Origin of the sequence: Vibrio salilacus, from assembly GCF_002811245.1 — a bacterium.
Classification (GTDB): Bacteria; Pseudomonadota; Gammaproteobacteria; order Enterobacterales; family Vibrionaceae; genus Vibrio; species Vibrio salilacus.
The window spans coordinates 71,337-87,273 of the sequence record NZ_NIVQ01000005.1; the positions used below are offsets into that span (position 1 = coordinate 71,337).

10 protein-coding genes are annotated in these 15,937 nt (G+C 46.5%); 6 read left to right on the forward strand and 4 right to left on the reverse strand.

What is annotated here, in order from left to right; all coding sequences use genetic code 11:
• Positions 1–37 precede the first annotated feature (37 nt).
• The 3 genes from CDZ87_RS05020 to erpA form a co-directional block, all read right to left on the reverse strand.
• Positions 38–3,157, reverse strand: a complete 3,120-nt coding sequence (locus tag CDZ87_RS05020) for an efflux RND transporter permease subunit (protein WP_100752467.1) — start codon at positions 3,155–3,157, stop codon at positions 38–40.
• A 10-nt stretch (positions 3,158–3,167) separates the two neighbouring features.
• Positions 3,168–4,247 carry an efflux RND transporter periplasmic adaptor subunit gene (locus CDZ87_RS05025; RefSeq protein ID WP_100752468.1) on the reverse strand — a complete coding sequence of 360 codons (1,080 nt, stop codon included), beginning with the start codon at positions 4,245–4,247 and terminating at the stop codon, positions 3,168–3,170.
• Positions 4,248–4,502: 255 nt separating this feature from the next.
• Positions 4,503–4,844: an iron-sulfur cluster insertion protein ErpA gene (gene erpA, locus CDZ87_RS05030; RefSeq protein ID WP_038173884.1), complete on the reverse strand. Its 342-nt coding sequence runs from the start codon at positions 4,842–4,844 to the stop codon at positions 4,503–4,505.
• Between the two features lie 256 nt (positions 4,845–5,100).
• On the opposite strand from erpA, the gene hemL reads away from it, so the two are divergent.
• A complete protein-coding gene (gene hemL / locus CDZ87_RS05035; protein ID WP_100752469.1) occupies positions 5,101–6,393 on the forward strand; it encodes a glutamate-1-semialdehyde 2,1-aminomutase in 1,293 nt (430 codons plus the stop codon).
• A gap of 61 nt (positions 6,394–6,454) precedes the next feature.
• On the opposite strand, the gene CDZ87_RS05040 is transcribed toward hemL, so the two are convergent.
• Positions 6,455–6,622: a hypothetical protein gene (locus CDZ87_RS05040; protein ID WP_157631140.1), complete on the reverse strand. Its 168-nt coding sequence runs from the start codon at positions 6,620–6,622 to the stop codon at positions 6,455–6,457.
• A 49-nt stretch (positions 6,623–6,671) separates the two neighbouring features.
• On the opposite strand from CDZ87_RS05040, the gene CDZ87_RS05045 reads away from it, so the two are divergent.
• From CDZ87_RS05045 to CDZ87_RS05065, 5 genes are all read left to right on the forward strand, one after another.
• Positions 6,672–7,757, forward strand: coding sequence for an AI-2E family transporter (locus CDZ87_RS05045; RefSeq protein WP_038173984.1), 1,086 nt, complete (start codon positions 6,672–6,674; stop codon positions 7,755–7,757).
• 71 nt (positions 7,758–7,828) lie between these two features.
• Positions 7,829–8,851, forward strand: a complete 1,023-nt coding sequence (gene rsmC, locus CDZ87_RS05050) for a 16S rRNA (guanine(1207)-N(2))-methyltransferase RsmC (RefSeq protein WP_100752471.1) — start codon at positions 7,829–7,831, stop codon at positions 8,849–8,851.
• A gap of 209 nt (positions 8,852–9,060) precedes the next feature.
• Positions 9,061–12,444, forward strand: coding sequence for a response regulator (locus CDZ87_RS05055; RefSeq protein WP_100752472.1), 3,384 nt, complete (start codon positions 9,061–9,063; stop codon positions 12,442–12,444).
• A 650-nt stretch (positions 12,445–13,094) separates the two neighbouring features.
• Positions 13,095–14,777 carry an ABC transporter substrate-binding protein gene (locus tag CDZ87_RS05060; protein ID WP_100752473.1) on the forward strand — a complete coding sequence of 561 codons (1,683 nt, stop codon included), beginning with the start codon at positions 13,095–13,097 and terminating at the stop codon, positions 14,775–14,777.
• Between the two features lie 172 nt (positions 14,778–14,949).
• A complete protein-coding gene (locus CDZ87_RS05065; RefSeq protein ID WP_100752474.1) occupies positions 14,950–15,936 on the forward strand; it encodes an ABC transporter permease in 987 nt (328 codons plus the stop codon).
• Position 15,937 lies beyond the last annotated feature (1 nt).

A 15,937-nucleotide genomic window follows, 5' to 3' on the forward strand; every position in this document is an offset into this window, starting at 1 on the left:
GCGGGTCTTTTGGTTAGGCCGATGATTCAAGCGTCAATCACTGGTCAACTTCAATCACTTGGTTAGCCTTATCTTCCACTTGATGCACTCGGCCAAGCATCAACAGACAAGGTGTAAGAACCAACGTCAGAACGGTGGCAAAAGCCAAGCCTCCGGCCACCGCAGTGGCTAATTGTGACCACCACTGGGTACTGGGCGCGCCAAACTCAATTTTCTGATTGATAAGATCAACGTTCATTTCAAGTACCATCGGCAGCAAACCTAAGATGGTCGTGACTGTGGTTAACAATACCGGTCGCAAACGTTGCACTCCAGTGCGTAAAATCGCTTCGCGCTTATCTAAGCCGCGCCGTAGCAGTTGATTATAGGTATCAATCAAAACGATATTGTTATTCACCACAATCCCTGCCAATGCTATAACACCGATGCCTGACATCACGATACCGAACGGTTTTTGGAACACCAACAAGCCAGCAAATACTCCGACGGTCGAAAACAGCACCGCACTTAAGATCAGGAAGGCTTGATAGAAACTATTGAACTGAGTGATCAAAATAAGCGCCATGACCACCAGCGCAACTAAGAAGGCATTTTGTAAAAATGCCGACGAGTTTTCCTGTTCTTCATTTTGGCCACGAATTTTAAACTCAACACCTGGAGGCAGATCGAGCTCGGCAACCGCTTGCTCAATCTTGGGTAGTTCAAGCGCTAAGTTATACCCCTCTTTAATATCTGCCATAATATTGATCACACGATGACCATCAATACGACGAATGGTGTCCTGCTTATGCTCTGGCACAATCGTGGCAAAATTGGTGATCGGCACTAAGCCTGCAGGTGTTTTGACACGCAGTTGATCAAATCGGCCAATATCTCGCTTATCAGCCGGATAGCGAACTAAAATATCGACCTCTTCGTTTGAGTCATCGGGTAGGTAATCACCGATCTTCAATCCATTCGTCACAAACTGTACCGTATTGCCAACCAAGGTCGCATCGGCCGCAAAACGCGACGCGTCATCACGACGAATATCGATTTGCCAATCAATGCCTTCTTTACTCGAGGTATCGCTCAAGTTGGTAAATGCTGGATAGCTATCAGCCCATTGGCGTACCTGTTTAGCGGACTCGTCAAGCTGGTCAGGAATACGTGCTGACATTTCAATGACTAAGTCGTGTTCGACTGGCGGTCCCGCGTCTGGGAACTTGTACTCTATCTCGACACCAGCGTATCCATCGGTCTGCTGTTTCAGCTCTTCGATAATGGTTTTGACTGGGCGACGATATTGCCAATCAACTGGGGTGATTTGAATCTGACCAATTTCGTCATCCCCCCCGGTGCGAGTGTAGACACTTTCAAACTCTTGATGACCGAGCATTACCGCTTCAATATCACGAATAATAGTGTCTTTTTCATCCAGTGACAGATCACCGTAAGAACGAACTTTAACCGTAAAAAACGGCGGATCGACTTCCGGGAAAAATTCGGCGCCTAATCCCGCTTTGGCGTAAGTAAAACCAACACCAATCGCCAGTAAAATCGCGCTGAGTAAAATCTTAAACGGGTGCTTGAGCGCAATATCTAAAGTCTGGAAATAGAGCTTAGTAATCCCGGTCGCTTTAGAAAAATCGCCATCGTGCAGTGCGACCATTTTTTCACGCTGTACTTGGGTCACATGCTGTGGTCGTCCAATCACACTGCCGAGCACGGGCACAAATAAGAGCGCCATCATCAAAGACGCACTTAACGTTGCGATTAAGGTCAAGGGCAGAAACTTCATGAACTCGCCCGTCACATCCGGCCAGAACAGCAAAGGAGCGAAAGCGGCTAATGTGGTCGCCGTTGACGCCGTGATCGGCCAAGCCATACGTTTGGCCGCATCACGATACGCTTGTTGTCTTGAAATACCCTCTTGCATGCGCCGATCGGCAAACTCAGTCACAACAATCGCACCATCAACCAGCATACCCACCGCCATGATCAACGCAAATAACACGATGATATTGACCGTTAAGCCAAATACCGATAACACTAGCAAACCCGTTAAGAAAGAGCCTGGAATCGACACACCGACCAAAAATGCGGTTCGCACACCCAAAATAGCGATGATCACGATCACCACTAAGATAATCGCTGACAAGATATTATTTTGCAGATCGTTAAGCATCATCTTAACGTCTTTAGATTGATCCCATGTGTATTTAACCAATAGATTGTTAGGCCAATCATCACGTTGCTGCGCTTGCGCGATGACCTCTTTGACTAAGGCGACCGTCTCAATACTGTTCTCGCCTGCACGCTTTTTCACGTCGAGCACCACGGCCGATTTACCATCTAATCGCGCATAACTGTCAGGATCGCGAAACGCACGCTTCACCGTGGCAACATCGCCAAAAGTGATCACTTGCTTTCCATCCACTTTAACTGGCAGTTCTAATACATCTTTTAAGGAATCAAACACGGAAGGAACTTTGACCGAAAAACGCCCATAGCCAGTATCAACAAAACCAGCAGCAACCACTCGGTTATTCAAGGCGATCAAGTTATAGATATCGCCTTGATCAAGGCCGTAGCTTTCCATCAACAGCGGATCAACAATGATCTCGATGATATCTTCACGATCGCCAGCAATATCAACTTCAAGTACTTGGCGGAAACCTTCGAGCTTGTCGCTAAGCTGACGGGCAATTTGAACTATGGTTCGCTCAGGTACCGTCCCATAAAGTACCACCGACAAAGCCGGTTCTTCTGACGCAAGGGTGACTTCGTTAACCGTCGGCTCATCACTGTCACTGGGCAATTTAGGCTTTGCCAAATCGACCGCTTCACGCACATCGGCCATGGCTTTGTTAAGGTCAACGCCGACACTGAATTCTAGCATCACTGACGCATGCCCTTCCGCCGCCGTTGAGGTCATCTCTTTTACGCCCTCAATAGAACGCAGCTCTTGTTCAATCGGGCGAACTAATAATCGCTCGGCATCGGTAGGGGAAATGCCTTGGTGGCCGACAGAGACATAAATGATTGGAATGGTAATGTCTGGACTCGACTCTTTGGGGATGGTGATGTACGTCCCGACCCCAGCGATGAGAATAAACACCAATAGCACCATCATGGTGCGCGTACGCGACAGCGCGGCATCAATTAAGGCAAACATATTCGTCTCCTTATTGCTGCCGTACGGCGAGCACAGGGTCACCATCACGCACAAAACCTTGTCCTGTGGTAATAATGTCTACTTGCTTACCGAGACCTGTGAGCCATACTCCATCTTGCTCTGCTTTGACCAGTTTGATGGCAATAAACTTCACTCGCTCGTCGACCAAGGTTTTTACTCCTAAGTCTCCGGCTTCATTTAACGCCAGCATCGCCGGAGTGATCTTGATAGCCAATTGCTCTTTAAGATTGAGTGCCACTTCGGTGCTGATCCCCGCCGGAATACGCTGCTGTGGGTTAGGCAATTCAACTTCAATCGGAAACGTATTGGTCGAAGTAGAAGAGACGCGCGATATATAACGCACAGTTCCCGTGGTTTGTTCGTCACCAATAAACCGCACCTGCGCGGGTTGATTGAGGCGCAGATTCTGAATATGACGCTCGCTGACGTCTGCTTCGATGACAATTTTGCTTAGGTCGAGCAAAGTAGCAACCGGGTCACCAATAGCAACAAAATCGCCTCTTTCAACAAATAAATGGTCAATGACACCCGCAAACGGTGCTAAAACTTGAGTATTAGCTAATGCACGCTTGGCATTACTCACTATGGCCTTGGCTTCAACCAAGTTGGCCTCAGCATTGGTAAAAGCCACCTCACCTTGCAACCCTTTGCTTTTTAATGACTGCGCCGCTTTGTACTCTTGCTCGCGGACTTTGCGCATCGCCTCAGCGCGCTGTAATTGAATCTCTAAATCGCCTTTGTCTATCAAGGCGATCGCCTGCCCCTTTGTCACGACATCGCCTTTTTGCACTTGCAAAGCGACGACCGTTCCAGCAATTTCAGCGCCGAGTCGAGCCTGCTTATTCGGTGCAGTTCGTCCATAAAGTTCAAGAGTTTGATGTGTCGACTCGGCAACAAACGTGCGGAATGCCACTTTCGCCAAAGGAATGGGTTCAGCACTGTTTGGCGGCGCAGAATCATCGGCATTGAGCATACCAACACCTAACCAGACAGTGAGAATCACAACGATAAAAAGTGAAACGATATAAGGTCTAACCGCGATAAATCGCAGTGGAGAGAATCTAGCCATAACTATCCTTAGTGTGTCTCTATCTATCCAAATACTGATTGCGAACGACAAATGACGAGCAAAAAGTTGAAGATCTAGCACTTACTGACCATTGCAGTAAATTTGAACAACTAGGATATAAATTAATCAAATAAAAATATAGCTGTATGGACAACTATTTAGCAGGATTCTCAATACAGAAATAATTAGCAGGGAAAAGTCGTGATATGACAATGAAATGACTAGGCTGCAGTGGCTACAGCCTAGTGATTAGAACTACACGCTAAATGAAGCACCACAACCACAAGTCGTCGTGGCATTGGGGTTATCAATGAAAAAGCGCGAGCCTTCAAGACCTTCGGTATAATCGACCTGACCACCGACAAGGTATTGCAAACTCATTGGGTCAACGACTAACGTGACACCACTGTTGACAATCGTGGTGTCGCCTTCATTGACGTTCTCGTCAAACGTGAAACCGTACTGAAAACCGCTACAGCCCCCCCCCGTGATATAAACGCGCAGCTTCAAGTTTGGGTTTTCTTCCTCTTCAATCAGAGTTCCCACTCGTTTAGCGGCTGCATCAGAGAATGTTAATGGAATATTTACTTCGCTCACGATGACCTCTCTCAGTCGTCGGTCTTCAAATGAATCACTCCATTTGAAGCCTTATATTTAGAATACTAACCGTGATTATCTAATACCTGAGTAAAGCGTTCAAGTATTCACCACCTTTGTAAGCAACTTTTCAGCAAAACTAACGTTATTCGCTACCAAAGTGCTGATAATGTGGCGCAAAGCGTTTTATTCGATCGAGTTCGACAGGTACAATGCCTTCCCAAATTGGTCCGAGCAATCATAAAGAGGATATCCTATGACCAAATCAGCAGACTTATTTGAAAAAGCACAACAAAAAATTCCTGGGGGAGTTAACTCTCCAGTGCGTGCTTTCAACGGCGTAGGCGGCGCCCCGATCTTTATTGAACGCGCCGACGGTCCATTGATTTTTGATGCTGATGGCAAGGCGTATATCGACTATGTAGGCTCATGGGGTCCAATGATTTTGGGTCACAACCATGCTGTCATTCGCGAAGCCGTCATTGATGCTGCGCAACGTGGTCTCAGTTTTGGTGCGCCAACGGAGATGGAAATTGCGATGGCTGAACTGGTTTCTGAACTGGTGCCATCAATGGAGCAAATCCGCATGGTCAGCTCAGGTACCGAAGCGACCATGAGTGCAATTCGCTTGGCACGTGGCTACACCGGTCGCGACAAAATCATCAAATTTGAAGGCTGCTACCACGGCCATGCCGATAGCTTGTTAGTAAAAGCTGGCTCAGGCGCCCTTACGCTTGGTCAACCGAGCTCTCCGGGTGTACCCGCGGATTTCGCCAAGTACACATTAACCGCTACCTTTAACGATTTAGACTCAGTGCGTCAATTGTTCGCGGCGAACAAAGGCGAGATCGCGTGTATTATCGTTGAGCCAGTCGCGGGCAACATGAACTGTATTCCGCCAGTTGAAGGCTTCCATCAGGGTCTGCGTCAAATCTGTGATGAAGAAGGCGCACTACTGATTTTTGATGAAGTAATGACCGGTTTCCGCGTCGCTCTTGGCGGTGCACAAAGTTATTACAACATCAAACCAGATTTGACCACGCTTGGTAAAGTGATTGGCGGCGGCATGCCTGTTGGCGCGTTTGGCGGTCGCAAAGATGTGATGCAATACATCGCACCAACGGGTCCGGTTTACCAAGCAGGTACTCTTTCTGGTAACCCAGTCGCAATGGCGGCAGGTTACGCGTGTTTGAACCTGCTAAAAGAAGAAGGCAACGAAAAACGTTTGGCCTCTAAAACCAAACAGCTCGCCGAAGGCTTTAAGTCACTCGCGGATGAGCACGGAATTCCATTGGTGGTCAACCAAGTGGGTGGGATGTTCGGCTTCTTCTTTACTGATCAAGAGAGTGTAACGCGTTACGAAGAGGTCGCTAAATGCGATATCGAACGCTTTAAGCGCTTCTTCCACTTGATGCTAAAGCACGGTGTCTATCTCGCCCCTTCTGCGTTTGAAGCGAGCTTTACTTCACTGGCACACGGTAGCAAAGAGATCGAAGCGACGTTAGAAGCCGCCGATCGCTGTTTTGCCATCCTCGCTGACGAGGCGTAAAAACCTTAAGCCAATACAGACAATCAAAGGCTGCGCACTGAGCAGCCTTTTTTGGTCGCGGCTATCGCCAGTTAACGATCACTAATACGGCCAATAAGCCGAGTAACAACCCAAACCACGGAATACGGCGCATCGACGCTTTAGGTGTCTGGCAGCTTTTCTCTTTGTTACAGCAGCCCATCGATTTCTCTCCTATGGTTAACTTTTTGATTTTACGTTGATGTCTCACTGGTTTGACGCCATTATACAAGGACATGTCAAACATTTGGACAATGGTTGTGTCAAATAAAATCAAAATTACTTCCAGCCACTGGGTGTTGGTTGTCGCCTTATTGGTCGCAGCCTTTGCCTGTTTTCTATTGGTCGAGCCTTATATTAACTCGATTGTGATGGCGTTTATTATTTCACTACTGATGTTTCCTATACATCAATGGTTTGAAAAAACGCTGCCAAACCATGCCAATATTGCCTCGCTGCTCTCTTGTGTGGTGCTGACATTTATCATTGTCGTGCCGTTACTATTCGTTTTTGCAGCCATTGTTCAACAAGGGTCGACCTTTTCACAAAATCTCTATCAATGGGTCACCCATGGGGGCATCCAGACGATTTTTGCTCACCCTTGGGTCGTCAAAGTACTTTCGATTGCGAACACTTATTTGCCGTTTGATAGCATCGAACCGCAAGAGATTGCACAAAAAATCGGCCAGTTTGCGACCTCGTTTGGCAGTAACCTAGTCGGTATCAGCGCCAAGATCTTAGGTGATGCGACCAATTTCCTAGTCAATTTTTTCTTGATGTTGTTTGTGTTGTTCTTTTTGCTGCGCGATCACGACAAAATAATCAGTGCGTTACGCCATATCTTGCCACTCTCACGCAGCCAAGAAGACAAGCTGCTCGATGAAATAGAACAAGTGTCGAAATCGGCAGTGATGGGATCGTTTTTAACCGCTATTGCACAAGGCTTAGCTGGTGGGATTGGGATGTGGATTGCAGGATTCCCTGGCCTGTTTTGGGGGACCATGATGGGGTTTGCCTCGTTTATCCCAGTGATCGGAACGGCGCTTATCTGGATTCCTGCCGCGATTTATCTGTTCTTAATTGGCGACACTACTTGGGCTATTTTCCTGACTATCTGGAGTATTGTGATTGTCGGTTCCATCGACAACTTGCTCCGACCTCTGTTAATGCAAGGCAGTGGCGGAATGAACACCTTGATGATCTTCTTCTCTCTTTTGGGCGGTCTGCACGTGTTCGGCTTAATCGGTTTAATCTATGGCCCGCTTATTTTTGCCGTCACCATTGTACTGTTTAATATTTATGAAGAAGAGTTCCAAAGTTTCTTGGATCAACAAGATCGCAGTTAACGACTAAGATTGGTTTATGATCAGGGAGGATTATGCGAAAATCCTCCCTTCGTTTTTATACTGAGACCGTTATGTCCGCCTATATTGCGCCTAGCCAAATCGCTCAAAGACAACTTGACTATTTTGCTGGCAAACATGTTCTGGTTGCTGGTGAAGCTGAAGACTTATTCCCTGTTGAGTTATCTCAACACTGTCTTTCTGTGACTGTTTTCACTACCCATTATGGCTATCACCGCCAGCTGCAAGCCTACTCTCAAGTTAACAGTGTTTTTGGCGCTGAATTTGACCGTCCAACTCAGGCTGATATGGTGCTGCTCTATTGGCCTAAAGCCAAAGCCGAGGCGGAATACCTTCTGGCGATGCTGATGGCAAAACTCGGCAGTGAGACAGAAATTGTCATCGTCGGTGAAAACCGCTCAGGGATAAAAAGCGCAGAGAAGATGTTTGCACCATACGGTTCAATCAAGAAATATGATTCTGCGCGGCGCTGTTCTTTCTATTGGGGCATCTGCCAACACGCACCTGACAGCTTTCATATTGATCAGTGGTACAAAAGCTATACCGTCCGCTATCGAGAATGCGAATTAACCATTAAAAGTCTGCCAGGCGTGTTTAGCCATGGCGAATTCGATATTGGCAGCCAATTATTGCTCGATACCCTACCACCACTATCAGGGACTGTACTTGATTTCGGCTGCGGTGCTGGCGTGATTGGCTCTGTGATGGCCTCACTCAACCCTGACATCAAACTGGAAATGTGTGACATTAGCGCCCTTGCGGTCGCGTCTAGCCGTGCCACTTTGGCGGCCAACGGTCTCAGCGGCAAGGTGTTTGCTTCTGATGTCTACTCAGATACAGGTGAGCAGTATGACTATATCATCAGTAATCCGCCTTTTCATTCAGGCCTAGAGACAAGCTATAGCGCCACTGAGACGCTATTAGCCCAAGGACCAAAGCATCAATCAGCACGTGGCGAGTTGTTTATTGTTGCCAATAGTTTTCTGAAATACCCACCAATCATTGAGCAAGCGTACAATAATTGTGAGACGTTAAATAAGACCAATAAATTCGTCATCTACCACGCGAAAAAGTAACTTTTCACGCCTAATTTTGGCCTAAGATTAGGCGTTACCCCACCCCTCAAGTTGAAAACTGCGCCTCTCTGCACGCTTTGCTTGCAACTTACTTGTCAAAGTAAAAAAACTCGTTAGTTTTGTCATATTAAAAATAACGTTTTTATCTTGCTTGCTAGTACTCACGACGTTCTGGTAAGCCGCATTCGCACGGAAAGTCTAGAGAAATCATGTTTAAGTTGTATCGAAAGCAGAAATTTAAGCGTCTGCAAAGTACGTTAATGTGGGCGTTTTTGGTCTTGAGTATTACCCCACTTACCATCATTGCGATCTTTTTCTTGCAGTCCCATACCAAGGATCTTCAAGAGCAGAGCACCTCGCACCTAGTGTCAGTGCGCGACAGCAAGCAGCAGCAGGTGATTGATTACTTATATGCCAAAGAATCTGAGGTGATGGGCTTCGTCCGCTCTGAACTTGCTTATGCTAGTGGTGGCCGTTTCTATGGCTTGGTCAATGCGTTTAGTAATTTAGGCTTAGATATTGAACAAGCGCGTAAAAACGCTCAGCAGCGCTACATCCAAGGCTCAGGGGACCAAATTAAAACCTCGATACTGCCACAATCGAGCGTATTTAATGGTACAGAACGCTACCGTTTGCTCCACAAACGCTACCATTGGGCCTATCTAGAACTGCTCAAACGCTCTGACTTTGATGATGTCTTACTAATCGATCGCGATGGTAACGTAACTTACTCCATCTACAAGCATGACAATTTTGCCACCAATCTACTTACTGGCCGTTATAAAGATAACAACCTTGGTCAAACCTTTGCCAAACTGCGCAATCTTGTTAATGAAAAGCGTAAGACCAACGAAGATTTCACGCCAGTGATCATCTCTGACTTTTCAGCCGAAGACGGTAAATCGGTCGCTTGGCTTGGCGCCCCAATCATTCAACAAGGTTATCTGCACAGTTTTGCCATGTTCCGCTTACCAAACAACGGCATTACCAAACTCATCGCCGATGATCCGAATAACCCCAAACGCACTTTATTGGTTGGAAGTGACCATCAATCGCGTTCGCTTGCTTATCAGCAGCAAGATATTGATAAGAGTAAAGCCGTCATTGATTTAGCGCTATCAGGCCAGACCAATGTGGGGACCTATTCGAATACTGACAATGAGTCTATCATTGCGGCCTATAGCCCTATTTCCGTCAAAGGCATTGACTGGGCGATCGTCGTCGAAGTGCCAGAGAAAGTTGCCTTTGCTCGTGTGCACCAACTTGAAACCGTGTTTGTTTTTGCCATGCTTATTGCTATTTTGCTGGTTGTGATGGCATCACACTACTTATCTAACTTTATTACTTCTCCTTTGCTTAAATTAACCTGGGCTGCAGAGAAAGTCTCGGCGGGCGATCTTGATGCCGATATGATCAACACCCAGCGTAAAGATGAGATTGGCCGCCTAGCGGTCAGCTTTGAACGTATGCAGCGCTCTATCCGAGAAAAAATCCTGCTCATCAAACAACAAAACAAAGAGCTAGAAAGTAACATTACGTTGATTCAAAAGCAGAATGACGAGCTGCAACTGGCCAATAAACTCAAAGATGAATTCCTTGCGACCACCTCGCACGAGTTACGTACGCCACTGCACGGCATGGTGGGAATTGCTGAAGCGTTGGCCTCTGGCGCCAATGGGCCAATAACAGCCGAGCACAAATATCAACTCGACATTATTATTAACAGTGGCCAGCGTTTGGCGACCTTAGTTGACGACTTACTTGATTATCACAAAATGCGCTATGGCAATTTAGACATAGAAACCTGCGCCGTTGATCTAGCCGGATCGACCCGCTTGGTTTTGGAGCTATCGTCACACCTACTGGGTAATAAGCCCATTCGAATTATCAATCAAGTACCAAAAGATCCAGTTTGGGTCAGCGCGGATCCGCAGCGTCTTGAGCAAGTACTGTATAACCTGGTTGGTAATGCGATCAAATACACCAGTGAAGGTAAAATTGTCATCTCTGCCGGTGTGATCGATGATCAAATCCGCGTGCAGGTGGTCGATACTGGCCAAGGGATTCCCGCCGATCAACTTGAGAACATCTTTGAACCCTTAATTCAAGCGGGCAATGATTCAACCCGTTATCGTCAAGGAGCGGGGTTAGGTCTGTCCATTAGCCGTCAATTGATCGAATTAATGCAAGGCTCATTGTATGTGAGTAGTCAGCCAATGGTTGGCACCACCTTTAGTTTTACACTACCGTTGGCTACGCAAGAGCAAATCCAAGCAACTCACCACTATGAAGCGCCACACTTTAAAGTACCAGAAAATAACGACATCGAGTTCGAAGAACCAACTAACTTACCAGAGAACAGTAACGGCCCACTGCTACTGGTGGTTGATGACGAACCCGTTAACCTACGTGTCCTTGATAGCTTCCTACGCCTTGAAGGGTATCGTGTTCGCACCGCTAAAGATGGTTATGAAGCGCTTGAGGCGATCAATAAGGAAAAACCTGAACTGATGTTGCTCGATATCATGATGCCTGGCATGAGTGGCTATCAAGTGTGTGAGACGCTACGTCAAACCTATGATCACGCGCAGTTACCGATCATCATGCTTACCGCGCTAAATCAGACCGATGACCGTGTGCGCGGATTTAGCGTTGGCGCAAATGACTATTTGCCTAAACCATTCAATAAACAAGAACTAGCGGCGCGTATCATTGCCCATCTCACGGCGAGCAAAGCCGAGCAACGCCGTATTGAAAATCAGCAGCTACAACACGAACTCAAGCAGCGTGCAATGGTAGAAGCGGGCTTGCTTGAAACTCAAGGTCGTCTGCTCGAGCAATTAGAGACAGCGCCTGAAGCGATTATTTGTGTTCGCGACGATAACAAGATTCGCTTTGCCAACGAAGCCGCCTCGAAACTGTTCAAACGTTCTACAGAACAACTCAAACGCTCAACCGCTGATGAGATCATCGCTCCTAAGTACCTCAATGTTGAACAAGAACACTATTGTGGCCAAATCGATATCTATGTTGAAGATGTCAGACAGCACCTCTCGGCAGATATTCTCAAATTACCCCCGGGCTCTGGATTACGTTCAATGTATATCTTTAATGTCGGCGGCAGCATTAATATGAACCGCATCAACAACCTCGAAACCGCAATCGAAGCGCTATCCAGCTTTGCATTTGAAGGCGACCGAGCGAAGCTACAGGAATTGAAAGAGCTCGGCGGTGAGTTTACCCGTTTGGCTGATCGTGTCGCGGGTGACAACAAATCCAAGCAAGAAGTGATGCGTGAGGTACTGGTTGATGCGATGACCAGCGCTTTGGATTACTGGGAGTCGGTGACAGGACAAACCAAATTTACCTTTGCTGAGCAAAGTGGTCTGTGGCGCGTTTATCTTGATCGCAGTACCTTGCAAACAAGAACGCTCGACAAATACCTTCGACCAGAGACGCTACCAAAAACCCCACGCTGGCGAACGGTGCTTAGCTCACTCGATTACATTCTTGAGCATTGCAATGAGCAGAGCCCTGAGCGCGCCCACATCGAGGCGCTAAAAGATAAATTACAACACTTACTGACGAACTAAGTCCGAACGAGTCAACACGATGAAGCCCGCTTATGCGGGCTTTTTTATCCCATCGCTAAGCGTAACTTCACTGACGAAAGAGTTAATACGCTACGTAAAACAACCTATATTCCTACAGGATAACCACCGCTTAAATTACGCCCATTTAAGCTTTGCCAGTGGTTTTTTGATGCTAAAACGGGCACAAAGAACTCAGATTGCGATACCAATCACAACAAGACGGCAGTTTTTATTTAACCACGAGAATTAATCGTCAAGACCACACGTGACTTAGATCTCACTCAAAGACTAACGCCAAAAACAACAGTCAAATAAAGATCCAAGGAGTAAGTAAGCGCTCACACCAACAAACTTCAAAAAGCATTGTGCGACCGAGTTCAAAGCCAGTTTTTGGTGCAAAAATTAAACACAATGACGTTTTTTAACAGTATTGACGTGGAATGGCGCAGTTTTTACGTTTTTGACGGGAATAGCGATTGCGTATTTTAACATTAAGGTGTTTTCTTACCTTGCCTAAGGACTACAGGCCACTCTAGAAATTAAATCCCCTCCGATTTAATTTTAACGATAGAGGTAGACCTTAGTGAGTGTTTATCAATTGATAACATTCCATCCATTAGTGAAATGAAAGCAAATAGTAAGGAACAGCTATGCTTGCCAACATAAAAAAAACAGCACTAGCAACAGCAATTATTGCTACAGCAACAACAGGCTTTGCCTCTGTTGCAACAGCAGCTGAGCGCAGTGAATTAACTGTACACCCTAAAGAATTTACGACTTTTGTACGTAACTTTAACCCGTTCTTGGGTGCAACTAACCTGCACACAACAACAGACTTTATGTATGAGCCTCTTGTCGTGTTTAACGAAATGCACGGTAACACTCCAGTATTCCGTTTAGCAGAAAACTACAAAATGTCTGACGACCTAATGAGTGTTACTTTCGACATTCGTAAAGGCGTAAAATGGTCAGACGGTGAAACATTTGATGCAAACGACGTGGTATTCTCATTCAACTTAGTTAAAGAGAAGCCTGAACTGGACCAAAGTGGTATTAATTCTTGGGTAACCAGTGTTGAGAAACTCAATGATTACCAAGTTAAATTCCGCCTAACAGAAGCGAACTCAAACGTTCCTTACGAAATTGCAAAAGTACCCGTTGTACCTCAGCACGTATGGAAAGATATCAAAGATCCGGCCTCATTCACTAACGAAAACCCTGTAGGTTCTGGGCCTTTCACTGAGATCGATACGTTCACAGCGCAACTTTACATCCAGTGTGCCAACCCAAATTACTGGGATGCAGACAACCTAGATATTGACTGTTTACGTGTGCCACAAATCGCTAACAACGACCAGTTCTTGGGTAAAGTGGTTAACGGTGAAATGGACTGGACTTCTTCATTCATTCCAGACATCGATCGTACTTACGCAGCATCAAGTCCAAACCACCAGTACTGGTACCCGCCATCAGGCACTCAAGCGTTCGTCGTGAACTTCAAAAACCCAGACGCAGCGAAGAATGAAGCACTGAATAACGTCGATTTCCGTCGTGCATTCTCTATGGCGCTTGACCGTCAAACGATCATTGATATCGCTTTCTACGGCGGCGGTACAGTCAATGATTTCGCTTCTGGTCTTGGTTACGCATTTGAAGCTTGGTCTGACGAAAAGACCCACGGTAAGTACAAAGGTTACAACACGTACAATGAAGAGGGTGCGAAAGCGCTGCTTAAAAAGGCCGGCTTTAAAGATGTCAACAACGATGGTTTCGTTGACACTCCATCAGGTAAATCATTTGAGCTGCTGATTCAATCACCAAACGGTTGGACTGATTTCAATAATACAGTACAACTTGCGGTTGAACAGCTTGCTGAAGTCGGGATCAAAGCGAAAGCTCGTACTCCTGATTTCTCTGTCTACAACCAAGCGATGCTAGAAGGAACGTATGACGTAGCGTACACCAACTACTTCCATGGTGCCGATCCGCATACCTACTGGAACAGTGCATACAACTCTGCATTACAAGCGGGTGATGGTATGCCTCGTTTCGCGATGCACTTCTACAAGAACGACAAGCTAGATGGTCTTCTTAACAGCTTCTATAAAACCGCTGATAAGAATGAGCAGCTAGAAATCGCTCACGGCATCCAGCAAATCATTGCGGCTGACCAAGTAACGATTCCTGTGATGTCTGGTGCTTACATGTACCAATACAACACAACTCGCTTCACGGGTTGGTGGAACGAAGAGAATCCACAAGGTCGTCCAAATATTTGGGCTGGTATCCCAGAACGTCTACTGCATGTACTGGACCTAAAACCAGTTCAATAAGTCGTTGTTCAATCTTGCGGCGCATTTTCTGTGCGCCGCTCAATCCCCACTCTTTAGCTTGTTTAAAGTATGACGCCCGTCGTCAGGGGATTTTTCGCTCCAAATTTGTCGTTTAGCTAGGAGCGACCTGAAACCAGAAACAGGGAAAATCTGGGTAAGTAAGGTGTGAGTTATGGGTTATTTTTTAAGACGTTTGTCGTTCTATTTTGTCGCGCTGTTAGTTGCTGCGACGTTAAACTTTATTATTCCTCGGGCAATGCCAGGTGATCCAGTCACTATGATGTTTGCCAACGCATCCGTTCAGGTAACACCAGAACGTATCGCGGCCATGAAAGAACTGCTCGGCTTTGTCGATGGTGGCCTGTTCGTACAGTACATTGCCTACATGAAAAACATTCTGAGCTGGGAGTTGGGGACTTCAATCCAATTTTACCCTCTTTCAGTTAATACGCTTCTAGGCGGCGCATTTGGTTGGTCACTCTTCCTTGCAGGTAGCGCGGTTATCCTCTCTTTTTCTATTGGCTCTACGCTAGGTATCTTTGCCGCTTGGAAACGAGGAAGTAAATACGATGCGTTTGTCACACCTGGCATGCTGATTGTCCAAGCCGTCCCTCAAGTGGTTATTGCGATGCTAGCATTGTTCATTTTCGCTATCGGCTTGAAGTGGTTCCCAACTGGTTATGCCTATACCGCTGGCACCACGCCTGACTGGACAAGCTGGGAGTTCTATAAAGACGTCGGCTATCATGCCGTGCTGCCTCTCTTCTGTGCTTCTATCATTCAAATCGGCGGCTTCTTGGTCAACATGCGTAACAACATGATCAACTTATTGGCCGAAGACTACATTACGATGGCAAAGGGTAAAGGGTTGAGCGAAAACCGCGTGGTATTCAACTACGCTGCGCGCAATGCACTCCTGCCAAGTGTCACCGCTCTGTCGATGTCACTTGGTATGGCCATCGGTGGTCAGTTGATCATTGAAATTATCTTTAACTACCCAGGACTTGGCACTGTGTTATTGAATGCGATTCACGCACGTGATTACCAAGTTCTTCAGGGCCAGTTGATCATCATGACGCTATTTATGCTGTCGTTTAACTTAATCGCCGACATGCTTTACGTTGTGCTTGATCCTCGCTTGCGTAAGGGAGGGAAATAAT

Excerpts from the sequence above, each read along its gene's own strand:
- CDZ87_RS05060 (WP_100752473.1), top strand. The coding sequence starts at position 13,095 with ATGCTTGCCAACATAAAAAAAACAGCACTAGCAACAGCAATTATTGCT.
- CDZ87_RS05055 (WP_100752472.1), top strand. The coding sequence starts at position 9,061 with ATGTTTAAGTTGTATCGAAAGCAGAAATTTAAGCGTCTGCAAAGTACG.
- CDZ87_RS05020 (WP_100752467.1), bottom strand. The coding sequence starts at position 3,157 with ATGTTTGCCTTAATTGATGCCGCGCTGTCGCGTACGCGCACCATGATG.
- CDZ87_RS05025 (WP_100752468.1), bottom strand. The coding sequence starts at position 4,247 with ATGGCTAGATTCTCTCCACTGCGATTTATCGCGGTTAGACCTTATATC.
- hemL (WP_100752469.1), top strand. The coding sequence starts at position 5,101 with ATGACCAAATCAGCAGACTTATTTGAAAAAGCACAACAAAAAATTCCT.
- rsmC (WP_100752471.1), top strand. The coding sequence starts at position 7,829 with ATGTCCGCCTATATTGCGCCTAGCCAAATCGCTCAAAGACAACTTGAC.
- CDZ87_RS05065 (WP_100752474.1), top strand. The coding sequence starts at position 14,950 with ATGGGTTATTTTTTAAGACGTTTGTCGTTCTATTTTGTCGCGCTGTTA.